The following is a 19513-nucleotide window of genomic DNA, read 5'->3' as shown; positions in this document are numbered from 1 at the left end:
ATAAACTCTTTCTTAAAACGGCGTAATGACTTTGAATGCAACAGATTTAACACTTTTTGTTTACGTGGCCGATACAGGCTCTTTCAATAAAGCCGCTCAATTAGCAGAGCTATCCACACCGGCTTTGAGCAAAAGAATCAGTCGCCTTGAACAAGCACTTGGTGTGCAGTTGATTCACCGAACAACAAGACGGCTCAACCTGACAGAAGCAGGCGAAAGCCTTTATGTGCACGCTAAAAACATAGAAGGCCAAGTCAGCGACGCCGTGGCTGCGGTATCGGCTTTCAGTCACGGGCTAAGCGGGCACATAAAAATCTCTGTGCCCACCATTTCTGGAGAGTTACTACTAGCCGAAGCTATCGCTGAGTTTTGCCAAATGTACCCAAATATCACAGTGGATATGCGTCTGGAAAATGACTTTGTGAATCTGGTCGAGGAAGGGCTCGATCTTGCAGTTCGCACCGGAAAATTAGAAGACTCCAGCTTAATCGCCAAGCCACTGATTCAATCCAATTGGGTGGTTTGTTGCTCACCAAGTTACATTGAAAAACACGGTGAAGTCACTCATTTAGAAGAACTAAAAGAACACAATTGCCTCGCTTACACCTATCAGGCACAAGGTTCATTCGATTGGCGCTTTATTAAAAATGAGACAGGTAAAGGTTCGATAGAAGAAAGCGTGCGAATCAGCGGAAGTTTAGCCACCAACAACGCTCAAGCCTTACGCAAAGCGGCTTTGGCAGGCTTTGGTATTGTTTATGTGCCACGTTGTTGCGTCTATGAAGACCTACAGAAAGGCGCTTTACAAGCCATTTTGACCGACTACCAACCACGGCAACTTGGCGTCTACGCAATTTACCCACAGACTAGATACTTACCAGAAAAACTTAGACTGCTGATAGAACACATAAAAAAAGCCTATCAAAACAAGAAGGAATACTTTTAAAGCAAGCATCAAAACAAAGGCATTTGATCGCCTTCTTTAGGCGGTACTTTAAACTGTCGGCAATCAAGAAAACTGAGGCGGTTGTCATCCAGCCCATACTTTCTTCTCGCCACATGAAAACGCTGATTAATCAAATCCGCAAATAATCCTTCGCCAGTCATACGTTTACCAAAACGGCTGTCGTAAAGCTTGCCACCACGCATGTCCATAATACGCTGTAAAACATGATCCGCACGGTCTGGGTAATGTTGTTGTAGCCAGTCAGCAAATAAAGGAGCAATCTCATGGGGAAGGCGAAGCATAATGTAATTGATGGATTGAGCACCGACTTTGGCACTAGCCGCGACAATCTCCTCTAGCTCATGATCATTAATAAAAGGGATCACAGGGGCCGCCAAAACACTAACGGGAATCCTCGCCTCACGCAGTGTTTGAATCACCTTCAGACGGGTTGCGCCTGAAGCCGTTCTTGGCTCCAAAATACGCTTTAAGTCGTTATCCAAGGTGGTCACACTGATCGCCACATGAACCAACTTCTTCTCAGCCATTTGCGCCAAAATATCAATATCACGAAGAATCAAAGTACTCTTGGTAATCAAGGAGATCGGTTGATGATGAGCCAAGGCAATCTGCAATAATTCGCGAGTAATTTTCAGTTCCTTCTCAATCGGCTGGTACGCGTCCGTGTTGATCCCCAATGCAATGGGCTCACAGCGATAATTCGGGTGAGCCAGCTCTTCTTCGAATAAATAAGCAGCGTTCGTTTTCGCCACCAGCCTCGTTTCAAAATCCAGACCAGGAGACAAATCCAAATAAGCGTGTGTAGGCCGTGCAAAACAATAAATACAGCCGTGCTCACACCCTTTATAAGGGTTTATCGATTGCCTAAACGGCACATCAGGGGAGTTATTTCGGCTAATGATGCTCTTGGCTCTTTCGTAGCGGACTTCTGTTTTCGGCGACGATGTTTCCAATAAGGCCACATTTTCGTCATTTTCATCCACTTCCACCAAGGTAATGGCAAAACGCCCAGCTAGATTATTGGCCGTGCCTCGCCCCTTAATTGGCAAATGAAAAGGATTCGTCTTACTTGGAATAGACATAAAAAACAACCCATAATTACTGTATATATATACAGCATATTGATTGTTTAAAATTCACAATGCAAGGCTTATTCGCCTTAATTTCCTGTTAGCATAAAAGGCATTCAATGATGATGGTTAGAACTTACTGGAGCGCTTTTATGTCAGAATACTTTGCTACCGTGGAGTGGAAACGCCATTCCCAGAACTTCCTAGACCGACAATACAGCCGCGCCCATGAATGGCAATTCGAAGGCGGTGTGGTGGTACCAGCCTCCTCTTCTCCTCATATCGTTCCCGTCCCCATGTCTGTTGCTGATAATGTGGACCCAGAAGAAGCTTTTGTGGCCTCTATCTCAAGCTGTCATATGTTGTTCTTTCTCGACTTCGCTTCCCGCAAAAAACTCATCGTAGAACAATACACAGACAAAGCGGTCGGCACCTTAGCCATTGGGCCAAATGGCAAACAGATGATGACAGAAGTGGTATTAAAGCCAGAAGTGATCTTTGTTGGAGAAAGGCCAAGCGCAAAAGTATTAAAAGCCTTACATCATCAATCCCACGAAGCCTGCTTTATTGCGAACTCAGTGCTGACTGACGTACGGATTGATGAGGCATTTTTAGTGTAGTGTTCCACTCCCCATGAAAACACTACACCACATTACACTATCAATCCAAAACCGAAGGGTCCTGCTGGATCATTAACGTCTTCATTTCTTCAAAATGCTGTCGGGAGAAGTCTTCTATTTTTTCCCAGTCGCGGGCTGTTTTTTCGGCAACCTCATCGGAAAGCACATTCAATGGTTGACCAGTAGACAAGGCCGTAACAAAGATCTGACAAGCGCGCTCTAACGTCCACATGTCGTCAAAGGCAACACCAATGTCTGTTCCTGTTACCATCACGCCATGATTACCCATCAATAAACGGCTGTTATTTTTTAGCAAGCCACACAGTCGTTCGCCCTCTTCGACGCTATCCGCCATACCACCAAACATAGTGTCCACAGAAACGCGATTAAAATAACGGGCGGTATTTTGATCGACAGGAAGTATTCTTGGGTCTTTCATCGTAGAAACAGCCGTTGCATAAACAGGATGTAAATGCATGGCAACGCGCACATGAGGTAATTTCTGATGGAGCTGGCCATGAATAGACCATGCTGTTGCATCCACATCAGGTCGTTCTGCCGTAGAAGGATCATCCGCATCCAAAAGCAACAGATCACTAGCTCTTATTCGTGAAAAATGCTTCCACTTAGGGTTAATAAGAAATTTCTTCCCATCTTCTGAAACAGCAGCACTAAAATGATTAGCAACCGCTTCGTGCATACCAAGATGAGCAAAAATACGAAAAGACGCTGCTAAGTCGATTCGTATTTGTTCTTCATTAGAAAAGGACATTGTTATCTCCTGAAAAAAGCCTGTGTAAACTGACCTCTACACAGGCTTTATTAATCATTAAGGCATAAGTTTTTTGAGATCTTCTGCGTTTGGCGCTTGGAAGTTATATTTCTCTAATAAAGCCGCGTATTCAGGTGTTTTACTGAATTTTTCAATACCTTCAATGAGTGCTTTCTTCACTTCATCATTTCCCTTTTTAACAGCGAAGCCATTTAATACAGGATAAAGAATCGTGTCAGAAGACACACCAATACGTCCATTCAATTTTTTCACGACGCCTTTAGCAATAGAAGCATCGGTAACTTGTACTTCAACAGCACCAGATAAGACGGCTTGAGTCGCCTCAGGGTCTGTTGGGTACTCACTAATTTTAATAGGGCCTAGACCATTAGCATCACAATAATCCGCTGATATGCTTTGCACTTGTTTAAGGAATGCCGTGCCAGCCATTGTCCCTACTTTATGACCGCATAGATCTTCAAATACTTTAGGCTGAAAATCTTTGACTGTAGGCGCTACGATAGATTGACCGCTTTTTAGATAAGGGATCATATCGATCACTTTTACTCGCTCAGCCGTGATGTACATAGAGGAGTTGATAATATCGTAGCGGCCGCCTTGCAAACCTGGAATTAAATTGGCCCAGCGAGTATCAATATTTTCCGCTTCAATACCCATTTCTTTTGCAACGCCGTTTAAAAATTCAATATCAAAACCCGCTGGCTTGCCCTTATCCATATATTCATAAGGTGCATAAGTCATATCAGAACCCGCAATGATTTTCCCCGTTTCTTTAAAGGCAAAAGCACTTGCTGAAGATAGAAGTAATGTCGCACTCATTGCAGTCGTAACAACACCAGTAACCAGTGAACGAGCTTTACATGCAGAATATTTCATTGTATTTCCTCTCATTAATTTAGGGGTTAATCTTGATTGGCTTGCTGAACAAAGAACGAAGCACCTTTCGGTTTCTGAGGTAGCTTCAAGGTATTTGCAGTACTCCTGACTTGACCGCTTTCTTTCCCCCAGACCATTTCGCCTGAGTGAATACTAGGAAGTGGGTTCTCTCCATATGGCAGCGCATCTTCAGCCGCATAAACGTTAATAAACATAGTGCGAGGCAACTCAGTGTCATTCGGGCTTGAGGCGTGTAATAGGCGTGAATGCATGAAGCAAACAGAACCCGCTGGTCCGTAACAAGACACTGGATTTTGGCAACGCTCACTTTCAATCTCATCACTCACTGCGCCAGTGAAAACCCCATCATGCCAATGACTGAATAGCTCTTTTTTATGACTACCAGGAATCACTTGAAGCGGCCCATTTTCTAGCGTGACTTCACTGACCATCAATAAGCTGGTCACTAAGTCATCATTACTGTGTGGTGTAAATGGAAAGTCTTGGTGCCATTTCACTTGCGTCGCCGTATGAGGCAATTTGGAGTTGATTTTGCCATGATGAAAACGGGCGCCAGAACCGCCAATCAATTGACCTGAGTACTGGGCCACTTTTGACTCTAATGCGATTCTTTTGTAGGTGTCCGAAATTTCCGCCGGCGACGCCACTCGTCGTAATGACGGATGATCAGCACTGTGATCATGATCAACATCAAAACGAGCACGCCCATCAATGGTTTCGCCATACGCTTGCGTGTGTTTACGGCTCTCTTCAACCCAGCCATTGAAATCTTCCAACAAAGCAGAAATGTCTTCCGCGCTTAATACATTTTCAACAACCAAAAAACCGTCTTCGTTGTATTTATCAATTTGCCATTGTTCTAGCATCGGATACTCCAAAATTATTCAGTTAAACTTAACGATACGTCTTTTAGGAAAGCTTCCACTCGTGGGTTATCTCCCCTTCTCAAGGCCTGAGGAGATTCATCACACACCACTCGGCCTTTTTCCATAAACACAATGCGATCAGAGACATTGAAAGCGAAGTTCATTTCATGGGTGACGATCACCATGGTGATGCCATCTTTCGCTAAATCCTCAATCACTTGCAGTACTTCATTTACTTTTTCAGGGTCCAGTGCAGAAGTAGGTTCATCAAATAGCATAATGCTTGGCTTCATCATCAAGGCTCTGGCAATCGCAATCCGCTGCTGCTGCCCACCGGACAATTGGTGAGGGTATTTCCACGCATGCTCTAACATCCCAACCTTGTTCAAAAGCTGGTAAGCCTGCATTTCTAAATCTTTTTTCGGTGCCAATTTGTGATAAATAGGCGCCAGTAATAAATTGTCCATAACAGACAAATGAGGGAATAGATTGAAGCTTTGGAACACCATACCGATTTCTGTTCTATGTTCTGGATGCTCGATAACACGGGGCTTACTTGAAACTTGGCGAAGTAATTTGATAAACGGGTTGCCATTGAGTTTGATTTCGCCGTTATCAAGCTGCTCCAAACCATTCAACAATCTGATCAAAGTGGTCTTACCTGAGCCAGAAGGCCCGATAATAGACACTACATCGCCCGTTTGTACGCTCAAATCAACCGCGCCAAGCACTTCTACATCGTTGTAGCTTTTATGTAACTTATGCGCCTCCAAAGCTGGCCCATCAATCTCTGCCGCTTTTTCTGCTTTTAATTGCGGAGCATTGGAAATCTGCGCCATCAATTCTTCAGAAAGTTGCTGCTTTGGCTTTGCTTTCGTCACATCCAAAGCGTTCTCTAAAAAGCGTAACAAGAAGTCAAAAACGGTCACTATCATCACATAGAAAATTGCCACCGCTGCCATGGTTTCAAGCACTAAAAAGTTCTGGGTATAAAGTCGCTGACCAACGAGTAATATTTCTGTTAGTGACACCACGGAAACCAACGAGGTTAGCTTCACAATGGAAACAAGCTCATTGGTTAAGGCCGGCAACGCCACACGAAAAGCTTGAGGAATGATGACCAAGTACTGAGCACCAACAAAACGAATACCTAACGCCTTTGCTGCTTCACTTTGCCCTTTCGCAATAGACAGCAAACCACCGCGGTGTATCTCCGCTATATAGGCACTTTCACACAACACCATGGCAAGTAAACCGGCAAAGAATGGATTGGATAAAAATTCTCCACTGGCAGGAAAAACCAGAGGCATGTTGTAAACAAACATCAGTAAAACAAGAAGAGGTAAGCTGCGAAATAACCAGATATAAAACTTTGCAGGGATATTTAAGATACCGTACTTAGATTGCCTGCCTAAGGCGAGAACAAAACCAAACACAATACTGATCAACCAGCTGGCAATACTTAGCTGTACAACCGTCAAACTTGCCGACCAAAAGTCCGGCAAGCTAAACAAGCTAAAAAGATAACCCCAATCAAATACCATAATACTCGTATCCTCGTTCCAACTAGCTCATTAACAAGCGATTAATTGACAAGAAATAGATTTAAATCAAAACCTACCCTTCTTGAATTTGTAATCAGTATGTAGGGCGTTGGAGGAAGCTAGCAATTAGTATTTTTTTCTCTTCTACTTCAAAAAAAACTATCTAAAGGCGCCGCACCAGAAAAGAATATTTGTTCAAGTTTTGCACTAAAATGACTCAGTTTTTCTTTTTAATTCGTTCATACAACAAACTAAGTTCAATACAAAACTATTTAATATCAATAACTAAAGACTAAAAGGCATAAAAATTGCGTAGATAAAAAGTATTCTAAACGCAAAATTGAATACATTTTTTGTATAGGCAACCTAATGAGACATTTCACCCTAAAGCAACTCCATTACTTCACCACCACAGTGGAAACAGAAAGCATCGTAGAAGCATCAAGAAAGCTACATATTGCCCAGCCTTCCATTTCAACAGCCATAAAAAACCTAGAAAGTTCATTCGGACAACAGCTTCTTATCAGACACCATGCTCAAGGCATTTCACTGACACCAAGTGGTCGACGCTTTTATGATAAGGCTAAAGAATTACTCCGAGCTTCCCATGAATTCGAGCAAAACTCGTTGGCAGACAGTGACATTATCAGTGGCAAAATTTCCATCGGTTGTTTTGAATCGGTCGCGCCACTTTACATCCCCAAGTTAACAGCTGGGTTTAAGAAAATGTATCCAGGTATAGAGGTTCAACTCCATGATGGGCAACAACACGAAGTAATGGCGGGATTACATCGAGGACAGTTTGATCTTGCGCTTTTATACGATTTAGAAATTGACAATTCTGTTCGAAAAGAACCACTTAACGCGCCTCATAAGCCTTATGCATTATTACCGGAAAACCACCCATTAGCTCTTAAGGAATCCGTTACATTGGAAGAGTTAAGCCAAGAGCCAATGATATTGCTGGATGTTATTCCAAGCCGAAATTACTTCTTAAACATCTTTGCTGAAAAAGGCTTATATCCTAAAGTTGCATACACTTCTCCATCGATTGAAATGGTTCGCTGTATGGTTGGGCAAGGCCAAGGTTTCTCTATTTTAGTGACTCGGCCTTGCAATAAGATGACTTATGATGGAAAGCGACTGGAATATGTTGAAATTGAAGACGACATGGAAAGCTCAATGTTGATCATGGCTTACCTAAAAACCGACGAGCCAACCAAGCCTGCTAGACTGTTCATGGACTACTGCTTAAGCACAAATTTAGAACCCTCTTCCTAAAAAGCACCTTCTAAACATTGCACTAATATGACGCAGAAAATAAAAGAACATACCTCAATTTAGGTGTGTTTTTTTGTTTTTGTCCTCTATCGCCCCCCAATATCAGTCAAATAACGCTTAGATATTATTTTCCTATTTAGTTAACACAATTATTGTAATTTACCTGTTTTTTTCACTGCCATAAGCTAATTAAACCTCTAGACAATCAATATTTTTGAATTAAGAAGGCACGCAAATGACAGTCAATATTAAAGAAGTGGATACTTTAGTCGTAGGTGCAGGACAAGCCGGCATAGCAATGAGCGAACATCTCACTCGTCAAGGCGTTCCTCATCTAGTACTAGAAAAGAATCGAATTGCCGAAGCTTGGCGAACAAAACGATGGGACTCTCTTGTGGCAAACGGCCCAGCTTGGCACGACCGCTTCCCAAGTATGGAATTCTCAGATGTGGACCAAGACTGCTTCGTACCAAAAGACCAAGTCGCAGACTACTTCAACGACTACGTCAAAAAATTTGAGTTGCCTGTTATAAGCGGTATTGAAGTCTATAATGTAGAAAAAAACAAAGAAGGCTCTGGTTTTACAGTACAAACCTCTGACGGCACTTTTCATGCTCAGCATATCGTTTCCGCCACAGGTCCATTTCAAACACCCGTTATTCCGTCTATCGCAACCGAAGATCATGGCATCCATCAAATTCACTCAGCAGATTACCGTAATCCAGAAGCACTTCCTGAAGGTGCTGTGCTAGTCGTAGGTGCAGGCTCTTCTGGTGTACAAATTGCTGATGAGTTATTGAAATCAGGAAAGACGGTTTACCTTTCTGTTGGCCCTCACGATAGACCTCCTCGCAGTTATCGTGGCCGTGACTTTGTTTGGTGGTTAGGCGTGTTAGGTCTTTGGGACGTTCCAGCCAACGAACCGGGTAAAGAGCATGTCACCATCGCAGTAAGTGGTGCCGAAGGCGGCAAGACCATCGACTTCCGCCAGCTGGCTGAACGAGGCATGAAGCTTGTTGGTCGCACTCAGTCCTTTAACCAATCAACTGTAATCTTTAACAACGACCTAGCGGACAACATTCGTGCAGGTGATGCAAACTACCTTTCGCTACTCGATAGAGCCGATGCTTACATTGCCGACAATGGTCTAAACCTGCCAGAAGAGCCAGCGGCAAGAGAACTGTTATCTGACCCTGATTGCATGACGAATCCAACACTTGAGTTAGATATGAAAGCTGCCGGGATTCAATCCATTATTTGGGCAACAGGTTACTCGACCGATTACAGCTGGCTTAATGTGGACGCTTTTGATGACAACAATCAGCCTAAGCACCATCGCGGCGTGTCGAAACAAACGGGCGTATATTTCTTAGGTTTGCCGTGGCTCTCACGTCGAGGCTCTTCATTCATATGGGGTGTTTGGCACGATGCAAAATACATTGCTGACCAGATCGTCATCCAACGCCAATACAAACAATACTCTAGCCCAGCGGCTAAATAGGGGAAGTTATGCCTACTCACACTCGCATTAGAATGTTTAACACCAAAGAAACCTACCCAAATCAGTCCCTTGACAATGACCTTTGCCAAGCGGTTGTGGCTGGCAATACAGTGTATGTAAGAGGGCAAGTTGGTACCGATTTCGACGGCAAGCTTATTGGTCTTGGCGATCCAGCCGCACAGGCAGAGCAAGCCATGAAGAACGTAAAACAACTATTAGAAGAAGCTGGCAGTGACCTATCTCATATTGTCAAAACAACCACCTATATCACTGATCCTCGTTTTCGTGAGCCAGTGTATCGTGAAGTAGGACGTTGGTTAAAAGGTGTTTATCCCATCTCAACAGGATTGGTTGTCGCTGGTTTGGCGCAACCAGAATGGTTGATGGAAATTGACATTATCGCCGTCATTCCAGATGAAAAATAGCGAGGAGATAAGATGACTATTTCTATCACAGCGTATTGTCCTAAAAGCGGTCAACTTGGCATTGCCATTAGTTCTTCTAGTATCGCCGTTGGCGCTCGTTGCCCGTGGTTATTAGCAGGCGTTGGCGCGGTATCTAGCCAAAACATTACACTGCCATCCTTAGGCAGCAAAACTCTTGAATACATGGCGAATGAATTATCCCCTGAGCAAGCCCTCAGTAAAGCCTTATCTGAAGATGAGTTTAGCGACTATCGCCAAGTCACAGCGATCAACACCAAAGGAGAAACCGCCAGTTTCAGCGGTGCACAATCCCTCGGTGTTTACCAGACGGTGGCAGGGAAAAACTGCATTGCTGCGGGTAACATGCTCTCTAAGCAGTCAGTAATTGATGCTATGATCAAAGCCTTTGAAGTGTCCGAAGGGGAATTGGGTGACCGACTTCTATTCGCCCTAAACGCAGGCGCAGAAGCCGGTGGCGAAGCTGGCCCTGTTCACTCAGCGGCTTTAAAAATTGTCGAAAGTTGCTCTTGGCCACTAGTTGATTTACGTGTTGATTGGGCGGATGAACAACCAATAAACGCCCTATCAAAACTGTGGAGCGATTATAAGCCTCAAATGCAAGCCTACGTGACTCGCGCCTTAGACCCTCGCCAAGCGCCAAGCTACGGAGTACCGGGAGATGAGTGATTCTCTTGTGGACTTTTCACCGTCCTTACAGCACATTTTCAAGGAATTGCTGCAATTTGACACGGTGAGTCGAAACCCCAATATTGCCTTAATTCGATTCATAGAAAGCTACCTTAATGAGCTAGGCATTGACTCCCAGCTCATTATCAATGATGAGAGAACCAAGGCGAATCTATATGCTCGATTAGGCCCAAAAACAGAAGGTGGCGTTATGCTTTCTGGGCACACAGACGTTGTGCCTGTGGACGGCCAGAACTGGACAGTTGATCCATTCAAACTCACTGAGTTAGACGGCAAATGCTATGGTCGAGGCAGCGCTGATATGAAAGGCTTTATTGCCTGTGTTCTGGAATCCGTACCACGCTTTAAAGAATCCAGTCTGCGACTTCCCTTACACTTGGCCTTTTCCTATGACGAAGAAATAGGCTGCTTAGGCGTCCGATCCTTAATCGAACACATCAACTCATCGCCCCAAAAGCCCACCATGTGCATTGTCGGCGAACCCACTAATATGGAACCGGTTTATGGTCACAAAGGGAAAGTAGCGATGCGCTGCAATGTGCAGGGTCATCCATGCCATTCCGCCTATGCACCCCAAGGCGTGAATGCGATTGAATACGCCGCTAAGCTGGTGAACAAACTCACCGACTTAGCTGAACCGCTTAAAGAGCATCAAGACGAGCGTTTTGATCCACCTTATAGCACTCTACAAACTGGCGTCATTAAAGGCGGAACGGCACTCAATATTGTGCCTGAGCACTGTCACTTTGACTTAGAAATGCGCTATTTACCACAAGCAGACCACAGCGCCAGCTTAAATGCGTTACAGGACTATGCAAAAAACACCCTAGAACCAAAGATGCAATCGGTTAACGCCAACACAGGGATTCAATTCGAAGTCTTAGCTTCCTATCCGCCCCTACTCACAGACCCACAATCGGACTTTGCCCAATGGGTGGCGAACTGGAGCAACAGCCAGAATTTCGGCACTGTGGCCTTTGGTACCGAAGGCGGATTATTCGACGAGGCTGGCGTCGCTACCATCGTCTGTGGTCCGGGCAGTATGGAGCAAGGCCATAAACCCGATGAATTTGTCAGCGTAGAACAATTGAAAAGCTGCCATCACATGCTGGAAAACCTGCGCGACTGGATGAGCGAATAACACCTTAACCTCTCCTAACCGCTTTAGGGAAAGACTACATCATTAGAGGAAGAACATACATGACAGCAAAGAAAAAAGTCGTTTATTACAACATGCCCAGCGACCTAAACTATGAAAAACAACTACTAGAACAGTGGGGAATAACCGACCTAGAGCTGGTACAAGTAAATGGCAACAACCTCGTAGACGATGTGCAAGAAGCCGATTCCCTCACGCTTGAATACACGGAAGTCAGCGCTGACACATTGAAAAAGCTGCCTAATTTAAAAATCATTGCGCTACAAAGCATTGGCACAAACGAGATAGACATAGACGCAGCGGACAAGGAAGGTATTTACGTCACCAATACACCCGCTTTTTGCGCTTACGAAGTCGCCAGCCATGCCATGGCGCTACTACTGAACCTCAGCCGCAAAGTACATATTTATGGAAAGAGTGTAAAAGAAGGCACTTGGGATGCCAGCATCGGCGGCGACCTGTACCAATTAAAAGGTAAGAACTGCGGTCTTGTATCGCTAGGTTCCATCCCTCGCGCACTCATTCCTATGCTAAAAGGCTTTGGCATAAATATTTATGTGCATTCTTCATCAACGTCGAAAGAAGAAGCCGAGCGTTTGGGCATTTCAAAATGCGACTCTTTGGATGAACTTCTCAACATCTCAGACATTGTCTCTCTCCACTCGCCTCTTCTTCCCAGCACAAAAGGCATGATCAACGAACACGCCTTTGAACAAATGAAAGAGGGTGTCATCCTTATCAATACGGCTCGTGGTGAACTCATTGATGAAACCGCATTGATCAGCAACCTAAAATCCAACAAAGTCTCTGCTGCAGGTTTAGACGTACTCGCAGACGAAGGGAACCCAAACTGTGAGCTCATTGCCATGGACAATGTCATTGTGACGCCTCATGTGGCCTTTTTATCAAAAGAGTCCTTACTAGAAAGTAAGAAGATCTCTCTTCAACAAGCCGTAACACACCTGTCAAAACAGAAAAAGCCAGAGTTTGCGGTCAACAAAAACATTCAATCGATAAAACACTAACATAGCCTTTTATTATACAAAGTGAACAATATAAGAGTGGGAGGTCCCGCTCTTATGCACTAAGAGCAATTTTTCCTTTTAACATCTCAAAATACAACCAAAACTATATTTTGTAAGAAAACACCTAAAAAATAACGTTTCAATGGCTAACGCTGAGTAATTGGAATAAACCAATCCTGTGACTCAATATCTCTAATCCAACGCTGAATATTAGGGAAATCACTCAACTGATAAGCACCGCCTTCCTCCGCCACGTGGGTGTAGGCAAACAGACAAATATCAGCCAGTGACAAGTCCTCACCTATCAGAAAGGTTTGGTTTTTTAGAGTATCGTCCATAAGTTGTAAAGCCTCATTTCCCTGTTGAACACGATCAGGCAACATCTGCTTTTTTAATGCATTCATAGCATTGTGGGTTAACCAAAAACGCACTGAAGCAATGTTTGGCTCGTGGCTGTACTGCTCCCAAAATAGCCATTTATGTATGTCAGCTTTTTGTATCAGATCGACTGGCAATAAAGGGGATTGGTACTTTTCAGCAAGGTACAAAAGAATTGCATTACTTTCACTCAAGCATTCCCCACTGTCTAACTCTAATAGAGGGATTTTACCGTTAGGGCTCAATGCCAAAAACGCCTCAGTGCGAGTTTCACCTTGGGTAATGTCATATTCCTTTAATGGCACGTTAAGCCCTAGACAAGCACATAATAAACGGATCTTATAACCGTTTCCGGAGGGTAAAAAATCGTGCAATATCATGAGATACTCCTTGCTTAATGAATTATCGAAAAATGGATAGCCCTATCTTCTGTGATTGGGTAAAGAGAAAAAAGCCAATTAAATTGATGATAGGCGTCACCAATTTTGATGAATAGGAGAAGGTATTGGATACAGAACTGTTAAAGACCCTCGTAGCAATTGTCGACCACGGCAGTTTTCAACGTGCTGCCATGCAAACCTTTCGAACACCATCGGCCATCAGCATGCAGATGAAACGATTGGAAGAGCACATTGGAGCCGAGCTATTTACCAAGCAAGGTCGAGAGCAAGTACTGACAGAGAAAGGCCAACAACTCGTCGGCTATGCAAGGCAAATCCTACAACTGCAAGAAAGTGCTCTGCAATCCATCGTTGGACCAAAGCAAAATGCCTTCATCAACCTTGGCTGTCCAAACGATTATGTGTCGAATTTACTTGTTGTCATTATGTCAGCCATGGAATCCCTATTGCCCTCGATTCAGTTTCGCATCAGGACGGGAACGTCAATTGAGCTTAGGGAGCTGATGGATAAAGGAGAAATTGATTTAGCCCTTGTTACTCGCACCCCAGGAAGTGATGAAGGCTTAACGCTCTTTCAAGACAAAGGCGTTTGGGTCGCGAAGAAAGACTTTGACTGGCAAAGTTTATCGCCTTTGCCTTTGGCCTTATACGAGTCTGGTTGTAAATTTCATTCCAGTGCCATTGATGGTTTCCAGAAAAAAGGCATGCCATATCAACTGTACTGCGTAACCTCTAACTTAACCCTGATCGAGTCTTTACTAATGGCTGAAAAAGCCATCTCCGCCATTGCCAGTATCAGCGTCAATGACGCCTTAGAAATCATTGAAAGCGACCTTTTGCCCAACTTACCATCGGTTGAAATCGCCTTTACTCGATCCGCGTCTGCACCAGATTGGTTAACCGTTGAATGGGTTGAAAGCGTGATAGAAAACGTCATAGAGAGCACAGGTATGTAACACTTTGATTTAATATAAGACTTAGATATAAGGCCGCTTCCCTGCTATACCGCGGTGTTATTTTTCGACCAATTCAAATTCACAATAACCGTAGTCGGTGCCATTTATTTTCACTGAAACCGCATGAGTCCCTGGGTAATATTTGCGAGTTGTGATGACTTTAAAGGAGTGTTTCTTATCAATTCTGAGAGTTTGCTCAGGGCTCAGTATGACGTTTTTCCATTTGAATACTTTCGTCGTCAGTGTGCCATTGGCTTTTTTATGATGTATTACATAATCAATGATCAGCGTTTGTTCTTGTTTCGAATCCGAACATAACGCGAGTTCAAAACATAAGTCTCCTCCCACACTAACCTCGTGGCTTATTGTGTTCAGCGACTCCAGTATTATTTTGGCGGGATAAATACCAAATGCAGCTAATGCCTCAGGGTGGCCTTGTTTGATTAACGTACGGCACGCATGTTTTACCAATCGGGTTCTATTGTTTTGTGTGTCCTTGTTCAGCAGTTGATTACCCTGTAACCAATCTTTAGCGATACTCGCCACCATGTCAGGGTGATCTTTGGCAATGTCATTAAGATGGTTAGCCACTGAACGTCTGACATACTCTTCCTCATCATCTCGTAGGCTTGTTAAAAGAGGAATGAGTGGAGAAGGGTCTTTTATTAAAGAAGGTAATTGCATCGCCCAAGGCAACCTTGGCCTTGTTCCTTCACTGACTAAACGACGCACATGGTAATCATCGTCATCAATCCAAGAGGCAATGATAGCCAAAGCTCTGTCCTGATCCGCCACAATAAAGGGTCGAATATCGAACTCTGAAGAAAAATAAGACGTCATATCTTTGAGCAGCTGCAAACTTAACTCAAAGTCCTCTAAACCATGTTGAGCCACCAACATACCCAATGACATCATCGCCCAGCCACATAGCCCCTCTTCATCACTTTGTTGCGAGACTTTAAGGTTCACATGGGGCCGAGTGTGTAACATCCGCCTTAATATTGGATACCTAAGGTTTAGCTCTACTGGCAAGACTTTGTGCATCTCGTCGGCAATAAGTTGCGCCCGCTGTTTTAGCTCTAAACGATCGAGCTTCGCTTCTATCGTGCGACAAAATGCTTCTTCATTAAAATCTGCTTCAGAAGGAAGTTGTTTAGAAAGATGAAACGCAAAGGTACGCACCAATGCCATCGAGAACTTGTCTTTAAAGGCTTCCATAACAATCTCCTGAATGTAGGTTTAACAGTGAATCTTTGCTGAGCTATCACGTGGCATTAATGCTCTGTAACAAATACCGCCATAGTATCTTTTTCTAAGGCTTTGAATACATGAGCTTGATCTCCGGGGTAGCAAATGTAATCACCATGATTAAGCTCGATAGGGTCTTCTTTTAATCCAACTAATGCTCGACCCTGAGCAATGATAACGTGCTCAATGACGCCTTTTGCGTGAGGTTGTGAATGATGTGTCTCACCGGGTTGAACTAGCGTGAGATAAAGGTCACGCCGCGCAGAGGCTGGGCAGTTCGCTAATAAGATGGCCTTGTAATCCGCTTGGCCTGAGTTCACTGTGGTGCCTTCTCCTTTACGCAATACTTGAACCGTCGGTTTTTGCTGTTCTAGTAACACTGAAAAAGGTATTTCTAACGCGGTACTTAATGACCAAAGTGTTTCAATACTTGGGTTTCCTGCCCCAGCTTCTAGCTGGGATAAAGTCGATTTAGCCACCCCCGCAATTTTTGCAAGCTCTCCTAGTGAGTAACCTTTTTTGTGTCGTTCTCTTTGTAATGAGGCTGAGATGATTTTTTTCGGATCGGCAGTCGATTGTGTCATGTGATTCTCTATTCTCTATTTTTATTCAATATAAAAAACGATTGTTCTATTTGACGAACAGCAATGATTTGTTCATTATATAATCCAAATGTTCAATATAAAATACTAATGTATGAAATTAAAAATGAGTAAAGTGACCCGTAGCATCCTTTTCGTCTGTCTAATTGATAGCGTTGTTGGTATGTCTTTTGGTGCCTCAGCGGTGAATTTTGGTGTGGAGCTTTGGATTCCATTTGTTTTGTCAGTCATTGTATTAGCTGGGGCTTCTGAGTTTTTATTTGTCTCTGTAATTGCTGCTGGTGGTAGTCCTTTTACGGCGGCATTAGCAGGCTTGTTGGTCAATGCTCGGCACCTGCCTTTTGGTGTCTCTGTAAAAAACGAAGTCGGTACAGGAAAACAAAGATTATTGGGCTGTCATTTAATGAATGATGAAAGTGTGGCTTTTGCTCTGGCTCAAAGTGATCGCAAGGCAAAGAGGCAGGCGTATTGGTTATGCGGTCTGGGCATCATTGTCTGCTGGCCATTGGGAATATTAGTAGGCGGATTATTTGGTGATTTAATAACCCACCCAGAACACTTTGGTTTAGATGCCTTATTCCCTTCCTTAATGCTTGCTTTGGTGATTCCTAACTTAAACACGATCAATAAAAAGGTAACGGCATTTATAGGTGCGCTAATGGCGTTATTAACAACGCCTTTTCTGCCTGTTGGTTTGCCTGTGTTGTTGTCGGTAAGTGCACTTCTCTTTACCACAAAAAGCGCTGAAAAAGGCACTAAAAGGAGTGAAAGGGTATGACGGTATTATTGGTTTTTAGCATGGCCATGTTAGCACTTGGCACTTTCGCTTTTCGTTATTTTGGTTCGGTGTTAGATCAATATTTAACCGGTTTTCATCGATATGAAGCCTTATTGAATAACATGGGAATGGTATTGCTTATTTCTGTTTCCGCTGTCGCCATGATATATGAAGCGGGTGAATTTGCAGGATGGGCACGTTGTACTGGTGTATTAATAGCTGGCGTGTTGGCGTATTGTCGTGTGAATATCTTAGGGGTTTTACTGGCAGGAGCTCTTATTACGGCAGGTCTACGATTACTAGGAATCGCTTAGTCTAGGGAAGGTGCAACTTGGTATAAGTTTCGTCAGAGGCTTTTCTTACTTTTCTCAGACAAGCTCTTTTTACTCTTCACTTTCTGAAATTGTATAAAACCTTTCTACCTTTTGAGTGACCTTGCCCCAATGGGATGCCTTCACTCGGACTTGGTGTTTCTCAAAGGACACCTTATCGGTGAACTCTTCATAGACATCGAAACGGTACGGATTATCTGGGTCTTGGGTGACGGTAAAGGTAATACAACCTGCTTCTTGATGAGTCAGTGCAATATGGTTTGGTAATTCACTTTCAACCGCTTCCAAGTCTTCCCTTGGCACTTCAATATAACCACTCAATGTTATCTTATTCATACTTTTCCCTAAGGTGTGTTTCTGAATTCAAGCTCAACGACTTCGCCTTTATTTATTCAGATTGTATCTCATATAGGTCACAGAAAATGGCAGATGTTCAAAGTATTTTGTTTCACCCTTGATAAAGCCTATTTTTTCATACCAATTCAGCAGTTTTCTATGCTTAGTAATAATACCAATGCTAATCATGTTAATCGCATCTAAGCGCGCTAGACCAATAATATATTGGGTTAACGCCAATCCAAAGCCCTTACTTTGATGTTCTGGTAGCACGGATAATCTATTCAAATACGCCTTGTTAGCCCCCTCTTTTTCGGACGCCATTGTCTTAGCCTCATAAGCCACACAGGCAACAGAAAGCGTATTTTCAGTTAACATAAAATACCGCTCACCTCGCTTAAAATCGGCCTCAACCCAGCTTTTCTCACAACATGAAGGATGTTTTGGACAATTATCTGACGTGATACCAAACTCTTTAGCAACAGGTTTATTCGCTTCCCGAATAAGGTATGCAATGACCTCAGCGTCCTCTACAAATACTTCCTTAATATCCATCACTGTGCTCTCTATTTCAGGGTAATCTTTGCAGAGTACGTTTTAAACGGAAATTGCCAATCAAACTTCACGGCACACACCGCCAACAACACCAGTAAAACGCCCAACCCTTGCCATAAACTGATTTGCGTTGAAAATGCTAGGTAATCCACAATCAAAGCAGTAACTGGGTAAACAAAAGACAAAATCGCAATCAAGCTAGTAGGCAACTTTTGGAAGCTGTCGTACATGATGATGTACATGAAGCCCGTCAGTACTACGCCTAGCACTAAGATATCAATCCATTGGTTAGTTTGCGTTGGTAAGTTCGAAGCATCCATAAAAGGTAATAACATCAGCACACCAATCACAACCTGAACTAAGGCCACAAAGGTCGATGGCACTTGGCTGACTTTCTTGGTTAATAGTGTCGTTACCGTATAAAGTAAAGCCGCTCCTAAAGCGAGTAACAAACCCACTAATGCTGACGGGTCACCTGCTGAGTGACGGCTCGAAGAGAAAAGAGCAGAAAGCTCCTCCACATCCAACTCAACAATCAAAAACAGACCAATAAATGCCAAAGCCAACCAAAAAAGCAGGGATCCTGCTAACTTTTCACGGCTGACCAAAGCGCCCATCAACACTAAAAATAACGGCTGCATATGATAGGCCACAGTAGCAATGGAAAACGGGATGTAATTAAAAGAAGCAAACAGCAAAATCCAGTTCAACACCAAAGTAATGCCGCCCAAAATGATCAGGGACAAGGTGCCAAAGAAGAAAAACTCACGGCGAACCACCCCCGAAAAATACGCATAGCCTCCTAAAACAATCACGCCAATGACGCATCGAAAAAACACCACATTGTACAATGGCTGCTCAGAACTGATCACAAAATATCCGATTGTCCCTGACAGTATCATGGCAATCACCAACTCAATAGTACCGACTCTTATCGCTGAACGATTCATTTCACTACCCCTGTTTTTTGTTTAAAGAAGATGAAACCTTCCTTTATCTTTCATCAACACACTGTTCTATGATAAATAGAATAAAGGCTAATCAACGCCATTGGCAGATACAAAAAAAGGC

The 19513-nt window shown here is 43.5% G+C and carries 22 protein-coding genes; 11 read left to right on the top strand and 11 right to left on the bottom strand.

The window, feature by feature from the left end:
- Positions 1-31: 31 nt before the first annotated feature.
- Complete coding sequence (locus tag ACMUMQ_RS09505) at positions 32-946, top strand: LysR family transcriptional regulator (protein WP_414681751.1); 915 nt, start codon at positions 32-34, stop codon at positions 944-946.
- 8 nt (positions 947-954) lie between these two features.
- Here ACMUMQ_RS09505 and ACMUMQ_RS09500 read toward each other — a convergent pair whose 3' ends face one another.
- Positions 955-2049 (bottom strand): PA0069 family radical SAM protein, encoded by a 1095-nt coding sequence (locus ACMUMQ_RS09500; RefSeq protein WP_414681750.1) that lies wholly within the window; start codon positions 2047-2049, stop codon positions 955-957.
- Positions 2050-2156: 107 nt separating this feature from the next.
- Between ACMUMQ_RS09500 and ACMUMQ_RS09495 the strand changes: the two genes are divergently transcribed.
- Positions 2157-2657: an OsmC family protein gene (locus ACMUMQ_RS09495; RefSeq protein ID WP_414681749.1), complete on the top strand. Its 501-nt coding sequence runs from the start codon at positions 2157-2159 to the stop codon at positions 2655-2657.
- A 40-nt stretch (positions 2658-2697) separates the two neighbouring features.
- On the opposite strand, the gene ACMUMQ_RS09490 is transcribed toward ACMUMQ_RS09495, so the two are convergent.
- The 4 genes from ACMUMQ_RS09490 to ACMUMQ_RS09475 are packed head-to-tail and all read right to left on the bottom strand — an operon-like array spanning position 2698 to position 6757.
- Complete coding sequence (locus tag ACMUMQ_RS09490) at positions 2698-3429, bottom strand: class II aldolase and adducin N-terminal domain-containing protein (protein ID WP_414681748.1); 732 nt, start codon at positions 3427-3429, stop codon at positions 2698-2700.
- A gap of 57 nt (positions 3430-3486) precedes the next feature.
- Positions 3487-4326, bottom strand: a complete 840-nt coding sequence (locus ACMUMQ_RS09485; protein ID WP_414681747.1) for an ABC transporter substrate-binding protein — start codon at positions 4324-4326, stop codon at positions 3487-3489.
- A gap of 26 nt (positions 4327-4352) precedes the next feature.
- Positions 4353-5213 (bottom strand): phytanoyl-CoA dioxygenase family protein, encoded by an 861-nt coding sequence (locus tag ACMUMQ_RS09480; protein WP_414681746.1) that lies wholly within the window; start codon positions 5211-5213, stop codon positions 4353-4355.
- 14 nt (positions 5214-5227) lie between these two features.
- Positions 5228-6757, bottom strand: coding sequence for an amino acid ABC transporter permease/ATP-binding protein (locus ACMUMQ_RS09475; protein ID WP_414681745.1), 1530 nt, complete (start codon positions 6755-6757; stop codon positions 5228-5230).
- Positions 6758-7126: 369 nt separating this feature from the next.
- Here ACMUMQ_RS09475 and ACMUMQ_RS09470 point away from each other — a divergent pair, with 369 nt between their 5' ends.
- The 6 genes from ACMUMQ_RS09470 (at position 7127) to ACMUMQ_RS09445 (ending at position 12856) form a co-directional block, all read left to right on the top strand.
- Positions 7127-8038 carry a LysR family transcriptional regulator gene (locus ACMUMQ_RS09470; RefSeq protein WP_414681744.1) on the top strand — a complete coding sequence of 304 codons (912 nt, stop codon included), beginning with the start codon at positions 7127-7129 and terminating at the stop codon, positions 8036-8038.
- 235 nt (positions 8039-8273) lie between these two features.
- On the top strand, positions 8274-9539 hold the full coding sequence (locus ACMUMQ_RS09465) for a flavin-containing monooxygenase (protein WP_414681743.1): 1266 nt from the start codon (positions 8274-8276) through the stop codon (positions 9537-9539).
- Positions 9540-9547: 8 nt separating this feature from the next.
- Complete coding sequence (locus tag ACMUMQ_RS09460; RefSeq protein WP_317005223.1) at positions 9548-9964, top strand: RidA family protein; 417 nt, start codon at positions 9548-9550, stop codon at positions 9962-9964.
- A gap of 12 nt (positions 9965-9976) precedes the next feature.
- Positions 9977-10651: a DUF1028 domain-containing protein gene (locus ACMUMQ_RS09455; RefSeq protein ID WP_414681742.1), complete on the top strand. Its 675-nt coding sequence runs from the start codon at positions 9977-9979 to the stop codon at positions 10649-10651.
- Positions 10644-11813, top strand: a complete 1170-nt coding sequence (argE, locus tag ACMUMQ_RS09450; protein WP_414681741.1) for an acetylornithine deacetylase — start codon at positions 10644-10646, stop codon at positions 11811-11813. The genes ACMUMQ_RS09455 and argE overlap by 8 nt, the downstream gene beginning before the upstream one ends.
- A gap of 59 nt (positions 11814-11872) precedes the next feature.
- Complete coding sequence (locus tag ACMUMQ_RS09445; protein ID WP_414681739.1) at positions 11873-12856, top strand: C-terminal binding protein; 984 nt, start codon at positions 11873-11875, stop codon at positions 12854-12856.
- Between the two features lie 146 nt (positions 12857-13002).
- Here ACMUMQ_RS09445 and ACMUMQ_RS09440 read toward each other — a convergent pair whose 3' ends face one another.
- Positions 13003-13614: a glutathione S-transferase family protein gene (locus ACMUMQ_RS09440; RefSeq protein ID WP_414681738.1), complete on the bottom strand. Its 612-nt coding sequence runs from the start codon at positions 13612-13614 to the stop codon at positions 13003-13005.
- Positions 13615-13739: 125 nt separating this feature from the next.
- Between ACMUMQ_RS09440 and ACMUMQ_RS09435 the strand changes: the two genes are divergently transcribed.
- Complete coding sequence (locus ACMUMQ_RS09435; protein ID WP_414681737.1) at positions 13740-14591, top strand: LysR family transcriptional regulator; 852 nt, start codon at positions 13740-13742, stop codon at positions 14589-14591.
- Between the two features lie 57 nt (positions 14592-14648).
- Here ACMUMQ_RS09435 and ACMUMQ_RS09430 read toward each other — a convergent pair whose 3' ends face one another.
- Together ACMUMQ_RS09430 and ACMUMQ_RS09425 are read right to left on the bottom strand one after the other, a co-directional pair.
- On the bottom strand, positions 14649-15809 hold the full coding sequence (locus tag ACMUMQ_RS09430) for a DNA alkylation repair protein (RefSeq protein WP_414681736.1): 1161 nt from the start codon (positions 15807-15809) through the stop codon (positions 14649-14651).
- Positions 15810-15865: 56 nt separating this feature from the next.
- Positions 15866-16423, bottom strand: coding sequence for a helix-turn-helix domain-containing protein (locus tag ACMUMQ_RS09425; protein ID WP_414681735.1), 558 nt, complete (start codon positions 16421-16423; stop codon positions 15866-15868).
- 124 nt (positions 16424-16547) lie between these two features.
- On the opposite strand from ACMUMQ_RS09425, the gene ACMUMQ_RS09420 reads away from it, so the two are divergent.
- Both ACMUMQ_RS09420 and ACMUMQ_RS09415 read left to right on the top strand, forming a co-directional pair.
- The gene (locus tag ACMUMQ_RS09420; protein ID WP_414681734.1) at positions 16548-17219 is read left to right on the top strand and encodes an AzlC family ABC transporter permease; all 672 of its coding nucleotides are present in this window, start codon (positions 16548-16550) and stop codon (positions 17217-17219) included.
- Positions 17216-17533: an AzlD domain-containing protein gene (locus ACMUMQ_RS09415; RefSeq protein ID WP_414681733.1), complete on the top strand. Its 318-nt coding sequence runs from the start codon at positions 17216-17218 to the stop codon at positions 17531-17533. Before ACMUMQ_RS09420 ends, ACMUMQ_RS09415 begins: the two co-directional genes overlap by 4 nt.
- Before the next feature lie 69 nt (positions 17534-17602).
- On the opposite strand, the gene ACMUMQ_RS09410 is transcribed toward ACMUMQ_RS09415, so the two are convergent.
- From ACMUMQ_RS09410 to ACMUMQ_RS09400, 3 genes are read right to left on the bottom strand one after another with little or no spacing between them, the layout of a single operon-like run.
- Entirely contained in the window at positions 17603-17887 is a 285-nt protein-coding gene (locus tag ACMUMQ_RS09410) for a putative quinol monooxygenase (protein WP_414681732.1), read from the bottom strand.
- 48 nt (positions 17888-17935) lie between these two features.
- On the bottom strand, positions 17936-18442 hold the full coding sequence (locus ACMUMQ_RS09405; RefSeq protein WP_414681731.1) for a GNAT family N-acetyltransferase: 507 nt from the start codon (positions 18440-18442) through the stop codon (positions 17936-17938).
- Positions 18443-18453: 11 nt separating this feature from the next.
- Entirely contained in the window at positions 18454-19392 is a 939-nt protein-coding gene (locus ACMUMQ_RS09400; protein ID WP_414681730.1) for a DMT family transporter, read from the bottom strand.
- Positions 19393-19513 lie beyond the last annotated feature (121 nt).

The sequence above is a fragment of the Marinomonas algae genome (genome assembly GCF_047525555.1).
Classification (GTDB): Bacteria; Pseudomonadota; Gammaproteobacteria; order Pseudomonadales; family Marinomonadaceae; genus Marinomonas.
Note: the sequence above shows the minus strand (reverse complement) of the source record. Positions and strands in the feature narration are given on the sequence as shown.

Coding starts and splice junctions, on each gene's coding strand:
- ACMUMQ_RS09460 (WP_317005223.1), top strand. CDS start 9,548: ATGCCTACTCACACTCGCATTAGAATGTTTAACACCAAAGAAACCTAC.
- ACMUMQ_RS09475 (WP_414681745.1), bottom strand. CDS start 6,757: ATGGTATTTGATTGGGGTTATCTTTTTAGCTTGTTTAGCTTGCCGGAC.
- ACMUMQ_RS09430 (WP_414681736.1), bottom strand. CDS start 15,809: ATGGAAGCCTTTAAAGACAAGTTCTCGATGGCATTGGTGCGTACCTTT.
- ACMUMQ_RS09490 (WP_414681748.1), bottom strand. CDS start 3,429: ATGTCCTTTTCTAATGAAGAACAAATACGAATCGACTTAGCAGCGTCT.
- argE (WP_414681741.1), top strand. CDS start 10,644: ATGAGTGATTCTCTTGTGGACTTTTCACCGTCCTTACAGCACATTTTC.
- ACMUMQ_RS09400 (WP_414681730.1), bottom strand. CDS start 19,392: ATGAATCGTTCAGCGATAAGAGTCGGTACTATTGAGTTGGTGATTGCC.
- ACMUMQ_RS09420 (WP_414681734.1), top strand. CDS start 16,548: ATGAGTAAAGTGACCCGTAGCATCCTTTTCGTCTGTCTAATTGATAGC.
- ACMUMQ_RS09495 (WP_414681749.1), top strand. CDS start 2,157: ATGATGATGGTTAGAACTTACTGGAGCGCTTTTATGTCAGAATACTTT.
- ACMUMQ_RS09480 (WP_414681746.1), bottom strand. CDS start 5,213: ATGCTAGAACAATGGCAAATTGATAAATACAACGAAGACGGTTTTTTG.
- ACMUMQ_RS09455 (WP_414681742.1), top strand. CDS start 9,977: ATGACTATTTCTATCACAGCGTATTGTCCTAAAAGCGGTCAACTTGGC.
- ACMUMQ_RS09415 (WP_414681733.1), top strand. CDS start 17,216: ATGACGGTATTATTGGTTTTTAGCATGGCCATGTTAGCACTTGGCACT.
- ACMUMQ_RS09445 (WP_414681739.1), top strand. CDS start 11,873: ATGACAGCAAAGAAAAAAGTCGTTTATTACAACATGCCCAGCGACCTA.
- ACMUMQ_RS09410 (WP_414681732.1), bottom strand. CDS start 17,887: ATGAATAAGATAACATTGAGTGGTTATATTGAAGTGCCAAGGGAAGAC.
- ACMUMQ_RS09405 (WP_414681731.1), bottom strand. CDS start 18,442: ATGGATATTAAGGAAGTATTTGTAGAGGACGCTGAGGTCATTGCATAC.
- ACMUMQ_RS09500 (WP_414681750.1), bottom strand. CDS start 2,049: ATGTCTATTCCAAGTAAGACGAATCCTTTTCATTTGCCAATTAAGGGG.
- ACMUMQ_RS09485 (WP_414681747.1), bottom strand. CDS start 4,326: ATGAAATATTCTGCATGTAAAGCTCGTTCACTGGTTACTGGTGTTGTT.
- ACMUMQ_RS09465 (WP_414681743.1), top strand. CDS start 8,274: ATGACAGTCAATATTAAAGAAGTGGATACTTTAGTCGTAGGTGCAGGA.
- ACMUMQ_RS09470 (WP_414681744.1), top strand. CDS start 7,127: ATGAGACATTTCACCCTAAAGCAACTCCATTACTTCACCACCACAGTG.
- ACMUMQ_RS09425 (WP_414681735.1), bottom strand. CDS start 16,423: ATGACACAATCGACTGCCGATCCGAAAAAAATCATCTCAGCCTCATTA.
- ACMUMQ_RS09440 (WP_414681738.1), bottom strand. CDS start 13,614: ATGATATTGCACGATTTTTTACCCTCCGGAAACGGTTATAAGATCCGT.